At 67.5% G+C, this 13,724-nt stretch carries 11 protein-coding genes; 8 read left to right on the top strand and 3 right to left on the bottom strand.

Translation table 11 applies throughout. From position 1 onward, the window contains the following. From N7367_RS10930 to leuB, 6 genes are all read left to right on the top strand, one after another. A partial coding sequence (locus N7367_RS10930) for a threonine dehydratase (protein ID WP_279942381.1) occupies nt 1–952 on the top strand: 952 nt, incomplete at its 5' end. Then, entirely contained in the window at nt 949–2,535 is a 1,587-nt protein-coding gene (locus N7367_RS10925) for a 2-isopropylmalate synthase (protein ID WP_279942380.1), read from the top strand. The genes N7367_RS10930 and N7367_RS10925, both read left to right, overlap by 4 nt. Nucleotides 2,536–2,545: 10 nt before the next feature. Next, on the top strand, nt 2,546–3,322 hold the full coding sequence (locus N7367_RS10920; protein WP_279942379.1) for a class I SAM-dependent methyltransferase: 777 nt from the start codon (nt 2,546–2,548) through the stop codon (nt 3,320–3,322). Between the two features lie 60 nt (nt 3,323–3,382). Continuing rightward, on the top strand, nt 3,383–4,801 hold the full coding sequence (gene leuC, locus N7367_RS10915) for a 3-isopropylmalate dehydratase large subunit (RefSeq protein ID WP_065181714.1): 1,419 nt from the start codon (nt 3,383–3,385) through the stop codon (nt 4,799–4,801). Continuing rightward, nucleotides 4,801–5,379 (top strand): 3-isopropylmalate dehydratase small subunit, encoded by a 579-nt coding sequence (gene leuD / locus N7367_RS10910; protein ID WP_053520097.1) that lies wholly within the window; start codon nt 4,801–4,803, stop codon nt 5,377–5,379. Before leuC ends, leuD begins: the two co-directional genes overlap by 1 nt. Next, nucleotides 5,369–6,430 carry a 3-isopropylmalate dehydrogenase gene (gene leuB, locus N7367_RS10905; protein ID WP_065175105.1) on the top strand — a complete coding sequence of 354 codons (1,062 nt, stop codon included), beginning with the start codon at nt 5,369–5,371 and terminating at the stop codon, nt 6,428–6,430. The genes leuD and leuB overlap by 11 nt, the downstream gene beginning before the upstream one ends. Nucleotides 6,431–6,542: 112 nt before the next feature. Here the strand turns inward: leuB and N7367_RS10900 are convergent, their stop codons facing one another. Next, on the bottom strand, nt 6,543–7,316 hold the full coding sequence (locus tag N7367_RS10900) for an SDR family oxidoreductase (protein ID WP_053520099.1): 774 nt from the start codon (nt 7,314–7,316) through the stop codon (nt 6,543–6,545). 117 nt (nt 7,317–7,433) lie between these two features. On the opposite strand from N7367_RS10900, the gene N7367_RS10895 reads away from it, so the two are divergent. Further along, on the top strand, nt 7,434–8,339 hold the full coding sequence (locus tag N7367_RS10895) for a LysR family transcriptional regulator (RefSeq protein WP_065175106.1): 906 nt from the start codon (nt 7,434–7,436) through the stop codon (nt 8,337–8,339). 158 nt (nt 8,340–8,497) lie between these two features. Here N7367_RS10895 and N7367_RS10890 read toward each other — a convergent pair whose 3' ends face one another. Continuing rightward, nucleotides 8,498–11,659 carry an efflux RND transporter permease subunit gene (locus N7367_RS10890; RefSeq protein WP_279942378.1) on the bottom strand — a complete coding sequence of 1,054 codons (3,162 nt, stop codon included), beginning with the start codon at nt 11,657–11,659 and terminating at the stop codon, nt 8,498–8,500. Nucleotides 11,660–11,663: 4 nt separating this feature from the next. Beyond that, the gene (locus tag N7367_RS10885; protein WP_065175108.1) at nt 11,664–12,794 is read right to left on the bottom strand and encodes an efflux RND transporter periplasmic adaptor subunit; all 1,131 of its coding nucleotides are present in this window, start codon (nt 12,792–12,794) and stop codon (nt 11,664–11,666) included. Nucleotides 12,795–12,908: 114 nt separating this feature from the next. On the opposite strand from N7367_RS10885, the gene N7367_RS10880 reads away from it, so the two are divergent. Next, on the top strand, nt 12,909–13,586 hold the full coding sequence (locus tag N7367_RS10880; protein WP_065175109.1) for a TetR/AcrR family transcriptional regulator: 678 nt from the start codon (nt 12,909–12,911) through the stop codon (nt 13,584–13,586). The last annotated feature ends 138 nt before the right edge of the window (nt 13,587–13,724 follow it).

The raw sequence follows: 13,724 nt of genomic DNA, 5'->3' as shown, positions 1-13,724 counted from the left end.
GCTGGAGAATCTGCAGCGGACCGGCTCCTACAAGGTGCGCGGAGCGTTGAACGCCCTGCTGGCAGGCCGCGAGCGCGGTGACAGCCGCCCGGTGATCTGCGCCTCGGCAGGCAATCACGCCCAGGGCGTTGCCTGGGCCGCCTACCGGCTGGATGTCCCCGCGATCACCGTGATGCCGCACGGTGCACCGGCAACCAAGATCGCCGGTGTCGCCCATTGGGGTGCCACCGTACGCCAGCACGGCAACAGTTATGACGAGGCCTGCGCCTTCGCCGTCGAACTGGCGCAGCGTCATGGCTATCGCTTCCTGTCCGCCTTCGACGACGCCGACGTGATCGCCGGCCAGGGCACGGTCGGCATCGAGCTGGCCGCGCACGCGCCGGACGTGGTGATCGTACCGATCGGCGGTGGCGGCCTGGCCGCCGGCGTCGCCCTGGCGCTCAAGTCGCAGGGCGTGCGCGTGATTGGTGCGCAGGTGGAAGGCGTGGACTCGATGGCCCGTGCGATCCACGGCGATGTCCGCGAGATCGCCCCGGTGGCATCGCTGGCCGATGGCGTGCGGGTGAAGATCCCCGGCTTCCTGACCCGTCGCCTGTGCAGTTCGCTGCTGGACGACGTGGTGATCGTGCGCGAGGCCGAACTGCGTGAAACGCTGGTGCGGCTGGCACTGGAAGAACACATCATCGCCGAAGGCGCGGGCGCGCTGGCACTGGCTGCTGGTCGACGCATCGCCGGGCGCCGCAAGTGCGCCGTGGTCTCCGGCGGCAACATCGATGCCGGCGTGCTGGCCGGCCTGCTGACCGACATCCGCCCACGCCCGCCGCGCAAGCCGCGCCGGCGTCGCGCCGAGACGCCCCGCCTGCCGGCACGGACCGGCGTCACGCCCACCACCGCTGCCCCCCCTTCCCCCCTGCACGCCGTTGCACCTGTTGTCGAGGAGATCTCCCTGTGACCACCATCGAACGAATTACCACCCCGCGCATCCGCATCTTCGACACCACCCTGCGTGACGGCGAGCAGTCCCCCGGCTGCAGCATGAGCCCACCGCAGAAGCTGGTGATGGCGCGTGCGCTGGACGAACTGGGCGTGGACATCATCGAGACCGGCTTCCCGGCCAGCTCGCAGTCCGACCGCGAAGCGATGGCCCTGATCGGCCGCGAACTGCGCCGTCCGGGCCTGAGCCTGGCCGTGCTGTCGCGCTGCCTGCAGGCCGATATCGAGACCTCGGCACGTGCCCTGGAAGCTGCGGCCAACCCGCGCCTGCACGTGTTCCTGTCGACCAGCCCGCTGCACCGCGAGCACAAGCTGCGGATGACCCGCGAGCAGGTGCTGGAGTCGGTACGCAAGCATGTATCGCTGGCCCGTTCCTACATCGACGATGTCGAATTCTCGGCCGAAGATGCCACCCGCACCGAGCTGGACTACCTGATCGAGGTCTCGCGCGTGGCCATCGCCGCCGGCGCCACCACCATCAACCTGCCCGACACCGTCGGCTTCACCACGCCGGAGGAAATCCGCGCGATGTTCCAGCAGGTCATTGCCGGCGTGGCCGACGTGCCCAATGCCGCCAACGTGATCTTCAGCGCGCACTGCCACAACGACCTGGGACTGGCTGTGGCCAACTCCCTGGCCGCCATCGAGGGCGGCGCCCGCCAGGTCGAGTGCACCGTCAACGGCATCGGTGAACGCGCCGGCAACTGCTCACTGGAAGAATTCGCGATGGCGCTGAAGGTGCGCCAGGCCTTCTACGAGCAGGACACCGCGATCAACACCCCGCGCATCGTCGGCACCTCGCAGCTGCTGCAGCGCCTGGTCGGCATGCCGGTGCAGCGCAACAAGGCCATCGTCGGCGCCAATGCCTTCGCCCATGAATCGGGCATCCACCAGCATGGCATGCTGCGCCATCGCGGCACCTACGAAATCATGCGCCCGGAAGACGTGGGCTGGGAGGATTCGCAGATGGTGCTGGGCCGCCACAGTGGCCGCGCCGCCGTCGAAGCGCGCCTGCGTGCACTGGGCTTCTGGCTGGACGAAGAAGAGCTGAAGCTGGTGTTCGAACAGTTCAAGGGCCTGTGCGAACAGCAGCGGGTGGTCACCGATGCCGACCTGCAGACCTTGATGCAGGGCGGCGCCAATGCACAGGGCTATCGCCTGGCCTCGATGACCATCAGCGATGTCGGCAGTCGCGCCAATGCACTGGTCGAGCTGTCCGACCCGGACGGCAACCGCGTGGCCGAGACCGCGCAGGGCGATGGCCCGGTGGATGCGCTGTTCGGCGCGCTGTCGGCCGCCACCGGCGTGCAGCTGATGCTCGACAGCTATCACGTGCACAGCGTCGGCATCGGTGCCGATGCACGCGGCGAGGCCAACCTGAGCGTGCGCCACGACGGCATCGAGTACGACGGCACCGGCACCAGCAAGGACATCATCGAAGCCTCCGCGCTGGCCTGGCTGGACGTTGCCAACCGGCTGCTGCGCCAACGCCAGGCTGCCGCCAGCAGCGTCAGCGAAACCGCCACCCCTGCCACCGCCTGAGAATCCTGACATGAGTGCCTTCGACACGACTACGGCCGCTACGGCAGGCCAGCAGTGGAACGCCCAGGACTACGCGATCGATGCCGGCTTCGTGCCGCTGCTCGGCGGCGCGGTGTCGCGCCTGCTCGACCCGCGCGCCGGTGAGCACATCCTCGATCTGGGCTGTGGCGATGGGGTGCTCAGCAGTGAACTGGCGTTGAGCGGTGCACGCATCCACGGCGTGGACGCGTCGCCGGAACTGGTGATCGCCGCGCGCGCGCGCGGCGTCGATGCGCAGGTGATGGACGGCCATGCCCTGTCCTTCGACAGCGCGTTCGACGCGGTGTTCAGCAACGCCGCGCTGCATTGGATGCGCCACCCCGACGCCGTGCTGGAAGGCGTGCGCCGTGCACTGCGTCCCGGCGGCCGCTTCGTGGCCGAGTTCGGTGGCCATGGCAACGTGGCGACCATCATCGCCGCGGTGCAGGCCGCACGTGCTGCGCATGGCCATGGCGCCAGCGGTTTCCAGTGGTATTTCCCGACCGCCGACGCCTATGCCGACCGTCTGCGCCAGCACGGCTTCCAGGTGCAGCTGATCGAATGCCTGCCGCGCCCCACCGCACTGCCGACCGGCGTGGCAGGATGGCTGCGGGTGTTCGCCGCACCGCTGCTGGACGACCTGCCGGTCGAGGCCCGTGCCACCGTTCGCGAGGCCGCCGCGGCCCTGCTGGCCGACCTGCCCCGCAACGCGGCGGGCCAGCCGCTGGCTGACTATGTGCGCCTGCGCGTACTCGCGCGCCGCCGTTGACTTGACCCTTTCCCGTTATTTCCCGATGTTCGTTCAATCGTACTTCTGCCAGGCAACCGCATGACCTCCGCACCCCGCACCCTGTACGACAAACTGTGGGACGCCCACGTGGTCGTTCCCGAATCCGACAGCGCCCCTGCGGTGCTGTACATCGACCTGCACCTGATCCACGAGGTGACCTCGCCGCAGGCGTTCACCGAGCTGCGCGAACGCGGTCTCCGCCCACGCCGGCCGGACCGCACCAAGGCGACGATGGATCATTCCACGCCGACCCTGCCGGCCACCGCCGACGGCCGGCTGCCGTACGCCAGCGCCGCCTCCGAGGCGCAGGTCGCCACGCTTGCGCGCAACTGCAGCGAGCACGGCATCGAACTGTTCGACATGAGCTCGGACAACCGGGGCATCGTCCATGTCATCGCGCCCGAGCAGGGTTTCACCCAGCCCGGCATGACCATCGTCTGCGGCGACAGCCATACCTCCACCCATGGTGCGTTCGGCTCGCTGGCCTTCGGCATCGGCACCAGCGAAGTGGGTCATGTGCTGGCAACACAGTGCCTGCTGCAGCGGAAGGCGAAGACGCTGGCAATCACGGTCGACGGTCCCCTGGCGCCGGGCGTCGGCGCGAAGGACGTGGTCCTGCACATCATCGGTGTGATCGGCGTCAACGGCGGCACCGGCCATGTGATCGAGTTCCGTGGCAGCACCATCGAAGCGATGGACATGGAGCAGCGCATGACCTTGTGCAACATGTCCATCGAGGCCGGCGCGCGCGCGGGCATGGTGGCACCGGACCAGGTCACCTTCGATTTCGTCGCCAACACGCCACGCGGCCCCAAGGGCGCCGATTTCGAGGCGGCCGTGGCCCGTTGGCAGGAACTGCGCAGCGATGAAGGCGCGCGCTTCGACAGCGAAGTCCACATCGATGCAGCCGACATCCGTCCGACCTTGACCTGGGGCACGCATCCCGGCACCGCCATCGCGGTCGATGTGCCGATTCCTGCGGCCAACGACGCCGCCGCGCAGAAGGGCCTGGACTACATGCACTTCCAGGCCGGCCAGGCACTGGCCGGCACGCCGGTCGATGTCGTGTTCGTCGGTTCGTGCACCAACGGCCGCCTCAGCGACATGCGCGAAGTGGCACAGGTGCTGCGTGGCCGCCGCGTCGCCGAGCGCGTGCGCATGCTGGTGGTACCGGGCTCGGAGATCGTCAAGCGCCAGGCCGAAGCGGAGGGCATCGATGAGATCGTGCGTGCAGCCGGTGCCGAATGGCGCGAGCCGGGCTGCTCGATGTGCATCGCCATGAATGGTGATCTGGTCGCCCCCGGCCAACTGGCAGTGAGTACCAGCAACCGCAATTTCGAGGGCCGCCAGGGGCCGGGCTCGCGCACACTGCTGGCCTCGCCGATGAGCGCCGCCTGGGCGGCGGTGAAGGGCCACGTGGCCGATACCCGCGAACTGTTCGCGCAGGAGGTGGCGTAATGGCCGGTTTCCGCACCTTGACCTCGTCCAGCGTCGTGCTGCGCCAGACCAACATCGACACCGACCAGATCATTCCGGCCCGGTTCCTGTCCACCACCGAGCGTGCCGGACTGGGCCGCAACGCGTTCAATGACTGGCGCTGGCAGTCCGACGGTTCGCCGGTGGCCGATTTCGCCTTCAACCAGCCGCACAACGCCGGCCGCAGCATCCTGCTGGCGGGCCGCAACTTCGGCTGTGGTTCCTCGCGCGAGCACGCGCCGTGGGCGCTGACCGACCTGGGCCTGCGCGCCATCGTCAGCAGCGAGATCGCCGACATCTTCCGTGGCAACTCACTGAAGAACGGCCTGCTGCCGATTGTCCTGGACGAAGCCGACGTTCAGGCGCTGATGCAGCGCCCCGACGACGAACTGACCATCGACGTGGCGGCACGCGAGCTGCGTACGCCGGATGGCCGGGTCTACTCCTTCCCGCTGGATGGCTTCTCGCAGACCTGTCTGCTGGAAGGCGTCGATCAACTGGGTTATCTGCTGGGCCGCGTCCCTGACATCGAACGTTACGAGAGTGAGCATGCACGCTGAGATCGTTGTACTCCCCGGTGATGGCATCGGCCCGGAAGTGGCCGCCGCTGCGGTTGCGGTCCTGAAAGCCATCGGCGAACGCTTCAACCACACCTTCACGTTCAGCGAGCACGATATCGGTGGCATCGCCATCGATCGCCATGGCGAGCCCCTGCCCGCCGCCACCCTCGCCGCATGCCAGGCCGCGAATGCCGTGCTGCTGGGTGCAGTGGGTGGACCGAAGTGGTCCGACCCGAACGCCAAGGTGCGCCCCGAGCAGGGCCTGCTGGCGATCCGCAAGGCGCTGGGCCTGTACGCCAACCTGCGGCCGGTGCGTACCCATGATGCCGCCCTGGGGGCATCGCCGATCAAGGCCGAACTGCTCAAGGGCGTGGACTTCGTGGTGGTACGCGAACTGACCGGCGGCATCTACTTCGGCGACAAGACCCGCGATGCCGACAGCGCCAGCGACCTCTGCCGCTACACCGTGGCCGAAATCGAGCGCGTGCTGCGCAGCGCGTTCCGCCTGGCACAGCAGCGCCGAGGCAAGGTGACCTCGGTGGACAAGGCCAACGTGCTGGAGACGTCCCGCCTGTGGCGCGACGTCGCCGCCCGCATCGGCCGCGAGGAGTTCCCGGACGTCGCGCTGGAACACCAGCTGGTCGATTCGATGGCGATGCACCTGCTGGCCAAGCCACGCGAATACGACGTGATCGTGACCGAAAACATGTTCGGCGACATCCTCACCGACGAGGCCTCGATGCTGGCCGGCTCACTGGGCCTGCTGCCGTCGGCATCACTGGGAGAACCGGGTGCGGTCGGCATCTACGAGCCGATCCACGGTTCGGCACCGGACATCGCCGGCAAGGGCATCGCCAACCCCTACGCGACGATCCTCAGCGCGGCCATGCTGCTGCGCCACTCGCTGGGCCTGGATGCCGAAGCGGCGGCTGTGGAGGCGGCCGTGCACGCGGTGCTGGATGATGGCGTGTTCACTGCTGATCTGGCTGCAAAGGGCCAGGCCGTGAGCACGGCGGCGGCGACCGACGCCGTGCTGGCGAAGCTGGGCTGACCCGCCGGGCGGCACCTGTAGCGTCGAGCCATGCCCGATGGCTGTTGCATGAGCCGGGCATGGCCCGGCGCCACAGGTGCAGTGCGGTGGAGCCGCGCCCAGCGTGGCCCGGTTACTTGGTGGTGTAGCCACCGTTGACCAGCACCGTCTGCCCGGTCATCCACCAGCCGTCGGTAACCAGGAAACGGATCCACGGCACGATGTCGGCAATGTCGGTCAGACCGGTGCGGGTGAACGCGGACAGCGCCGCCGCGGTCTTGTGATACGCCTGCGCATCGGCACTCTCGGCAGGATAGAAGAACGGCGTGTCCATCGGCCCGGGACCGATCGCGGTCACCGAGATGCCCCGCTCGCCGAACTCCTTCGATGCCGCGCGGGTGAAGTGCTCCACCGGCGCCTTGGTACCTGCATAGCTGGAGTAGAACGGCGTGTAGGCGCCCAGCAGCGACGTCACCAGGGTGCAGATGCGGCCACCATCATTGACGTGACGGCCGGCCTCCTTGAGGAAGAAGAACGCCGCCTTGGCATTCACCGCGCTCATCTCGTCGTACTCGGCTTCGCTGATCTCCAGCAGCGGCTTCTTCAGGACCTTGCCGACGGTATTGATGGCGACATCGGGACGGCCGACGGCTGCGACAGCGTCGGCGAACAGGCGCTCCATGGCGGCAGCGGAGGTCAGGTCACCCTGCAGGGCCACGGCCTTGCTGCCCGCAGCCTGGACCGCCGCGACGGTCGCTTCGGCGTCGGCCTGGCTGGCATCGCTGTTGTAATGGATGACGATGGCCCCGGCGCCGTGGGCGGCGAAATCGCGGGCGAGCAGGCCACCGAGGTTCTTGGCACCGCCTGCGATCAGCACGGTCTTGCCCTTGAGGGAGTGGTCGGTCATGGCTTCGGTCTCGGAGTGGGGCTGTCCGGGATGGCAACCCTGCCCCGATGACGATATCGTGCGGAAAATGCGGATAAAGCCCGCAACATTGACTTAACTTTCCAGATCGAGCGAACAATGGATCGGATCGACCGCTTCCGCATCTTCAGCCGGGTGGTGGAGTGCGCCAGCTTCACCCGCGCCGCCGACCAGCTCGGACTGCCCCGTTCCACGGTATCGGCGGCGGTCGCCGAACTGGAGCAGCGGCTGGGTACGCGCCTGTTGCAACGCTCGACGCGACGCGTCTCCACCACCCACGATGGCGATGTGTTCCACGCCCGCTGCCTGCGCCTGATCGCCGAGGTCGAAGATGCCGAATCGCTGTTCCGCCAGGAGGACGCGCAGCCGGTCGGCCTGCTGAGGATCGACGTACCCAGCCGCATCGGCAGGCGCATCGTGGCGCCGGCGCTGCCTGACTTCTTCGCCCGTTACCCGCAGGTGGAGGTGGATCTGGGCATGACCGACCGCGCAGTGAACCTGATCGAGGAAGGCTGCGATGCGGTGTTGAGGGTCGGCCAGCTGGGCGATTCCAGCCTGGTTTCGCGCACGCTGGGCACGCTGGACTTCGTCAACGTGGCTGCGCCGTCCTACCTGCGCGCGTACGGCGTCCCGCAGCAACCGGCGGACCTGCAGCAGCACCGGGCGGTGAACTACGCCTCGCCGACGACCGCGCGGGTGGAACCGTGGGAATGGCAGGACGGAACCCAGCTGCGCACGCTGCCCATGCAGGGTTGGGTGCGGGTGAACAGCGCCGAAGCCTCGATCGCCTGCTGCGTGGCCGGACTGGGACTGCTGCAGATTCCGCGCTATGACGTGCAGGACGAGCTGCAGTCCGGCACGTTGGTGGAAGTGATGCCACGGCACGTCGCACAACCGTTGCCGGTGACCCTGCTGCAACCGCATCGGCAGCATCGGGCACAGCGCGTGCACGTATTCCTGGAGTGGCTGGTGCCACTGCTGCGGAGCGGCCTGCAACTGCAGTAGATCCACGCCATGCTCGACTCACCCCATCATCGCGCGAAGAGCAGCCGAGCATGGCTCGGCTCTACAGAAAGCAGATCCCGCGAGCATGCGTGGATGCAAAGCGCCGTGCCAACCAGGGTTGGCACCTGCCAGAGGCGGCGGCCCTGGAACCCGGGGCATTACGCCCCGGATTCATCCGGCTTCACCCGGAACCACGCCGCATACAGCGCCGGCAGGAACACCAGGGTCAGCACGGTACCCACGATCAACCCGCCCATGATCGAGATCGCCATCGAGCCATAGAACGCGCTGCGCGACAGCGGAATCATCGCCAGCACCGCCGCCAGGGCGGTCAGCACGATCGGGCGGAAACGCCGTACCGTCGCGTCGATGATCGCATGCCAGCGATCATGCCCGGCATCGATGTCCTGCTGGATCTGGTCGATCAGGATCACCGAGTTGCGCATGATCATGCCGGCCAGCGCGATCGTGCCCAGCAGCGCCACGAACCCGAACGGTGCACGGAACAGCAGCAGGAACAAGGTCGCGCCGATGATGCCCAGCGGCGCCGTCACCAGCACCATCGCGGCACGCGAGAAGCTGCGCAGCTGCAGCATCAGCAGCGTTGCGACCACGATCAGGAACAACGGCATGCCTGCCTTGATCGAGTCCTGGCCACGTGCCGAATCCTCCACCGTTCCGCCGGTTTCCAGCAGGTAACCGCTCGGCAGTGCAGCGCGGATGCCATCCAGCGTCGGCAGGATCTGCTGCACCACGTCCAGCGCCTGGCTGCCGTCACTGATATCGGCACGCACGGTCACGGTCGGCAGGCGGTTGCGATGCCAGATGATGCCGTCCTCGAACACGTACTCCAGGCGCGCCACCTGCGAGAGCGTCACCGACGTGCCATTGGCTGTGGGAATGGCCAGGCTGCCCAGCATGCCCAGCTGCACGCGCTCGTTCTCCGGACCCCGCAGCAGCATCTCGATCAGGCGGTTGCCCTCGCGATAGGTGCTCACGCTCATGCCCGACAGCGAAGTGCCCAGCATCTGGCTCACCTGCGCGCTGCTCACGCCCAGCGCGCGCGCACGGTCCTGGTCCAGCACCAGCCGCACGACCTTGCTCGGCTCGCTCCAGTCCAGGTTCACGTTCATCACATGCGGGTTCTCCCGCACCTTGTCCTGTACCTGGCGTGCGATCGCCTGCACCTGCTCGATGTGCTCGCCGGAGATCCGCAGCTGCACCGGGTAGCCCACCGGCGGACCGTTCTCCAGCCGTGTCACGCGCATCTGCACATCCGGGAACTGCGGGATCACGTCCTTCAGCAGCCAATCGCGCGTGGCCTCGCGCGCCTTGGCGTCTTCGGTGAGCACCACGAACTGCGAGAAGTTGGTCGCCGGCAGCTGCTGGTCCAGCGGCAGGTAGAAGCGCGGCGAACCGGTACCCACATAGGCCACGTAGTTGGCGATGCCCTCACGGCCCTTCAGCAGCTTTTCCAGCTTGCTGGCCTGCGCCTGCGTGGCCTGCAGCGACGCGCCTTCAGCCAGTTCGATATCCACCATCAGTTCCGGGCGGGTCGAATCCGGAAAGAACTGCTGCGGCACGAAGCGGAACATCAGCAACGAGAACACGAACAGGGCCACCGTTGCTGCGATCACCCACCAGCGGTGGCGCAGGCACATGTCCAGGAAACGGCGGAAACGCGTGTAGAACGGCCGCTGGTACGGATCGTGGTCGTGTGCATGCTCCTTCGGTGCGACCCAGCGCAGCAGCGCCGGATGGCGATCGGCCCAGGCCAGGCGCTTCGCACGCCAGCGACCGGCCAGGCTGTCCGGCTTGGGCAGCTGCGGATTGAACAGATCCGGCAGCATCTTGTCACCCAGGTATGGAATGAACAGCACCGCCGCAATCCATGACACCACCAGTGCGATGGTCACCACCTGGAACAGCGAGCGGGTGTACTCACCGGTGCTTGACGCCGCCGTGGCGATCGGCAGGAAACCTGCCGCCGTGATCAGCGTACCGGTGAGCATCGGGAACGCCGTGGATTCCCAGGCGAAGCTGGCCGCGCGCAGGCGGTCGTAGCCCTGTTCCATCTTGGTGGCCATCATCTCCACCGCGATGATCGCATCGTCCACCAGCAGGCCCAGCGCCAGCACCAGCGCGCCCAGCGAGATCTTGTGCAGGCCGATATCGAAGTAATGCATGACGAAGAAGGTCATCGCCAGCACCAGCGGAATGGTCACGCCCACCACCAGGCCCGTGCGCAGGCCCAGCGAGAAGAAGCTCACCAGCAGCACGATCACCACCGCTTCGGTCAGCACCTGCACGAACTCACCCACCGACTCTTCCACCGCATGCGGCTGGTCGGAGACCTTGCGCAGGTGCATGCCCGCCGGCAGCGTCTTCTGCAGGCGCTCGAACTCGGCATCCAGCGTGGAGCCCAGCTTCAGGATGTCGCCACCGTCCTTCATCGCGACCGCAATGCCGATCGCATCCTCACCCATGAAGCGCATCTTCGGCGACGCCGGATCGGCGAAGCCGCGCTTGATCTCGGCGATATCGCCCAGGTGCACCGTGCGGTCGCCGGCCTGGATCGGGAAGCGACGGATGTCATCGATGCTCTGGAACTGGCCGGTCACGCGCAGCTGCACGCGATCGGTCGGGGTCTCGAAGAAGCTGGTGGCGCTGATCGCGTTCTGGTCGGCCAGCGCCTGCTGCACCTGCTGCAGCGACACGCCCAGCGTGGCCAGCTTGGTGTTGGACAGCTCGATCCAGACCTTCTCGTCCTGCAGGCCCTGCAGCTCGATCTTGCCCACGTCCGGCACCCGCTGCAGTTCCAGCTGGATGCGATCGGCGTAGTCACGCATCACGGCGTAGTCGAAGCCCTGCCCGGTCAGCGCGTAGATGTTGCCGAAGGTGTCGCCGAACTCATCGTTGAAGAACGGACCGACGATTTCGCGCGGCAGGTTCGGCTTGATGTCGCCCACGCGTTTGCGCACCTGGTACCACAGGTCCGGAATGGCCTTGGAACGCAGGCTGTCCTTGGCCGCGAAGATCACCTGCGACTCGCCCGGGCGCGAGTAGGAGCGGATGAACTCGTACTGCCCGGTGTTGAGCAGCGCCTTCTCGATCGGCTCGGTCACCTGGCGCGAGACCTGCTCGGCGGTCGCGCCCGGCCACATCGTGCGTACCACCATCACCTTGAAGGTGAACGGCGGATCCTCGGACTGGCCCAGATGCTTGTACGACCAGGCGCCGATGAGGGCGAAGGCGAGCATGGCGAACAGCACCAGCGCGCGGTTGCCCAGCGCCCATTCGGATAGATTGAAACGGCGCACAGGCTTACTCCTTCGCCTTCGGTGCGGCAGCCGGCGCTGCGGGCTTCAGCACCGGGCGATTCTGCCGGTCCACCGCGACGACCTGCTGGCCGGATCGCAGCAGATGGCCGCCCGCAGCCACCACCCAGTCGTCGGCGTCCACGCCGGACAGCACCGGCACGGCGTCGATGCCATAGGCGCCGGTGCTGACGGTGACCGATTTCAACGTGCTGCTGGCCGGGTCCACCACCCACACACTGGTTGCGCCACCTGCACCGCGCTGGAGAGCGGCCATCGGCAGCTGCAGGGTGCCGTGGCGGCCGGCGCTGCTGAACACGCGCGCGCTCTGCCCCAGCTCGACATCGGCCAGTGCATCGGCGGGCAGGCTGACCCGGGTTGCGTAGGTCCGCGCCTGCGGATCGGCGGCGGCGGCGATCTCGCGGATCGTGCCGGGCAGGCGCTGCCCCGGGCGGTTCCACAACTCCACTTCCACCGGCTGGCCTACCGCGTAGTCGCGGATGGTGGCTTCCGGCAGGTCGATCAGCACTTCGCGGCCACCGTCTGCGGCCAGGTTGAAGATGGTCTGGCCCGCGGCCACCACCTGCCCGGCTTCCGCCTCACGGCTGGCGATCACACCATCGGCCGGCGCACGCAGCTGGGCGTAGCCGGCCTGGTTGCGCAGCACGTCCAGGTTAGCCCGGGCCGCGTTGGCCTGGCCCTGCGCGGCCTTGAACGCGGCAGACTGCTGATCCAGCTGCGAGCGACTGACCAACTGCTGGTCGGCCAGCACCTGGTAGCGCTTGAGATCGTCGCGGGCACGTACCAGATCGGCTTCGGCCGCAGCCAGCTGCGCCTGCGAGGCACGCGCCTGCAGGGCGAAGTCGGCGACATCCAGCTCGGCCAGCACGTCCCCCTTCTTCACCCGTTGGCCGGCGTCCACGTGGCGCTTGACCAGGTTGCCGCCGACGCGGAACGACAGCGGGCTCTCCTGGCGTGCCCGGACCGTACCGGGAAACGCCGCCGGCGCCTGCCCGACCTGCTCGCCGGGATGCACCACCAGCACCGGCACGGCCGCCGGTGGCGCCTGCTCCTGTCCCGAACAGGCTGCCAGCGCAGCCACCCACACGATACCGCCCATCCAGCGCACGATCTTCATCGGTCAACGTCCTGACAACACTGAGTTCAGCAGGGGAGCCGCAACGTCCGGCCCAATTTAGTAAACTGGCCGGTATAGTATAAATATCGAACCGCTTGGTCTAGTATTACCGCAATGAGTTCTTCCACTTCCCGCAAGCCGTCGGCCAAGCCTGCTGCCAAGGCCGCCGGACCCGGGCGTCCCAAGGATCTTGGCAAGCGCGCGGCGATCCTCGAGGCGGCCAAGACCCTGTTCATCGAACAGGGCTATACCGGTGTGAGCATGGACAGCATCGCTGCCCAGGCGGGCGTGTCGAAGCTGACGGTGTACAGCCATTTCGGCGACAAGGAGACCCTGTTCTCCGAGGCCGTGCAGTCCAAATGCATCGAGATGCTGCCGGATGCGCTGTTCGTGGCCGACGCCGAAGGGCCACTGCGAGACCAGCTGATCGGGATCGGCCTGGCCTTCTTCAAGCTGATCACCTCCGACGCGGCGATCTCGATCCAACGGGTGATGATGGCCCCGGAGACCGACGAACGCCTGCGTGAGCTGTTCTGGCAGGCCGGGCCCGAGCGCACCTGCGAGGCGCTGGCCGACTTCCTGCGCTCGCGCAGCGAGCGGGGCGAGCTGCAGATTCCCGACCATCACCTGGCCGGGCAGCAGTTCCTGACCCTGGTCAAGGGTGAAGTGCACATGCATATGATGTGCGGCATGCCACTGTCATCGGTGGAGATCGATCCTGTCACCCACGTGGCGGCCAGCGTCGACTTCTTCCTGCGCGCCTATGCGCCCGGAGGAGCCGGAACCGGCTGAAACGGCAAAGCTGAACGAACCGGTGGTCGCGATGACTTCCGGCACTGCGACCCCGGCCCCCCGGCAGCGGATGCTCTGGGCGCGCCGCCGGCCTCCGGCACCGGTAAAATGGCCGGCCCACTGCGCTGGATTTGAACC

This window comes from Stenotrophomonas sp. GD04145, from assembly GCF_029835135.1.
Taxonomy (GTDB): domain Bacteria; phylum Pseudomonadota; class Gammaproteobacteria; order Xanthomonadales; family Xanthomonadaceae; genus Stenotrophomonas; species Stenotrophomonas maltophilia_P.
The sequence above is the reverse complement of the archived record's forward strand: the minus strand, read 5'-3'. Positions and strand labels throughout refer to the sequence as shown.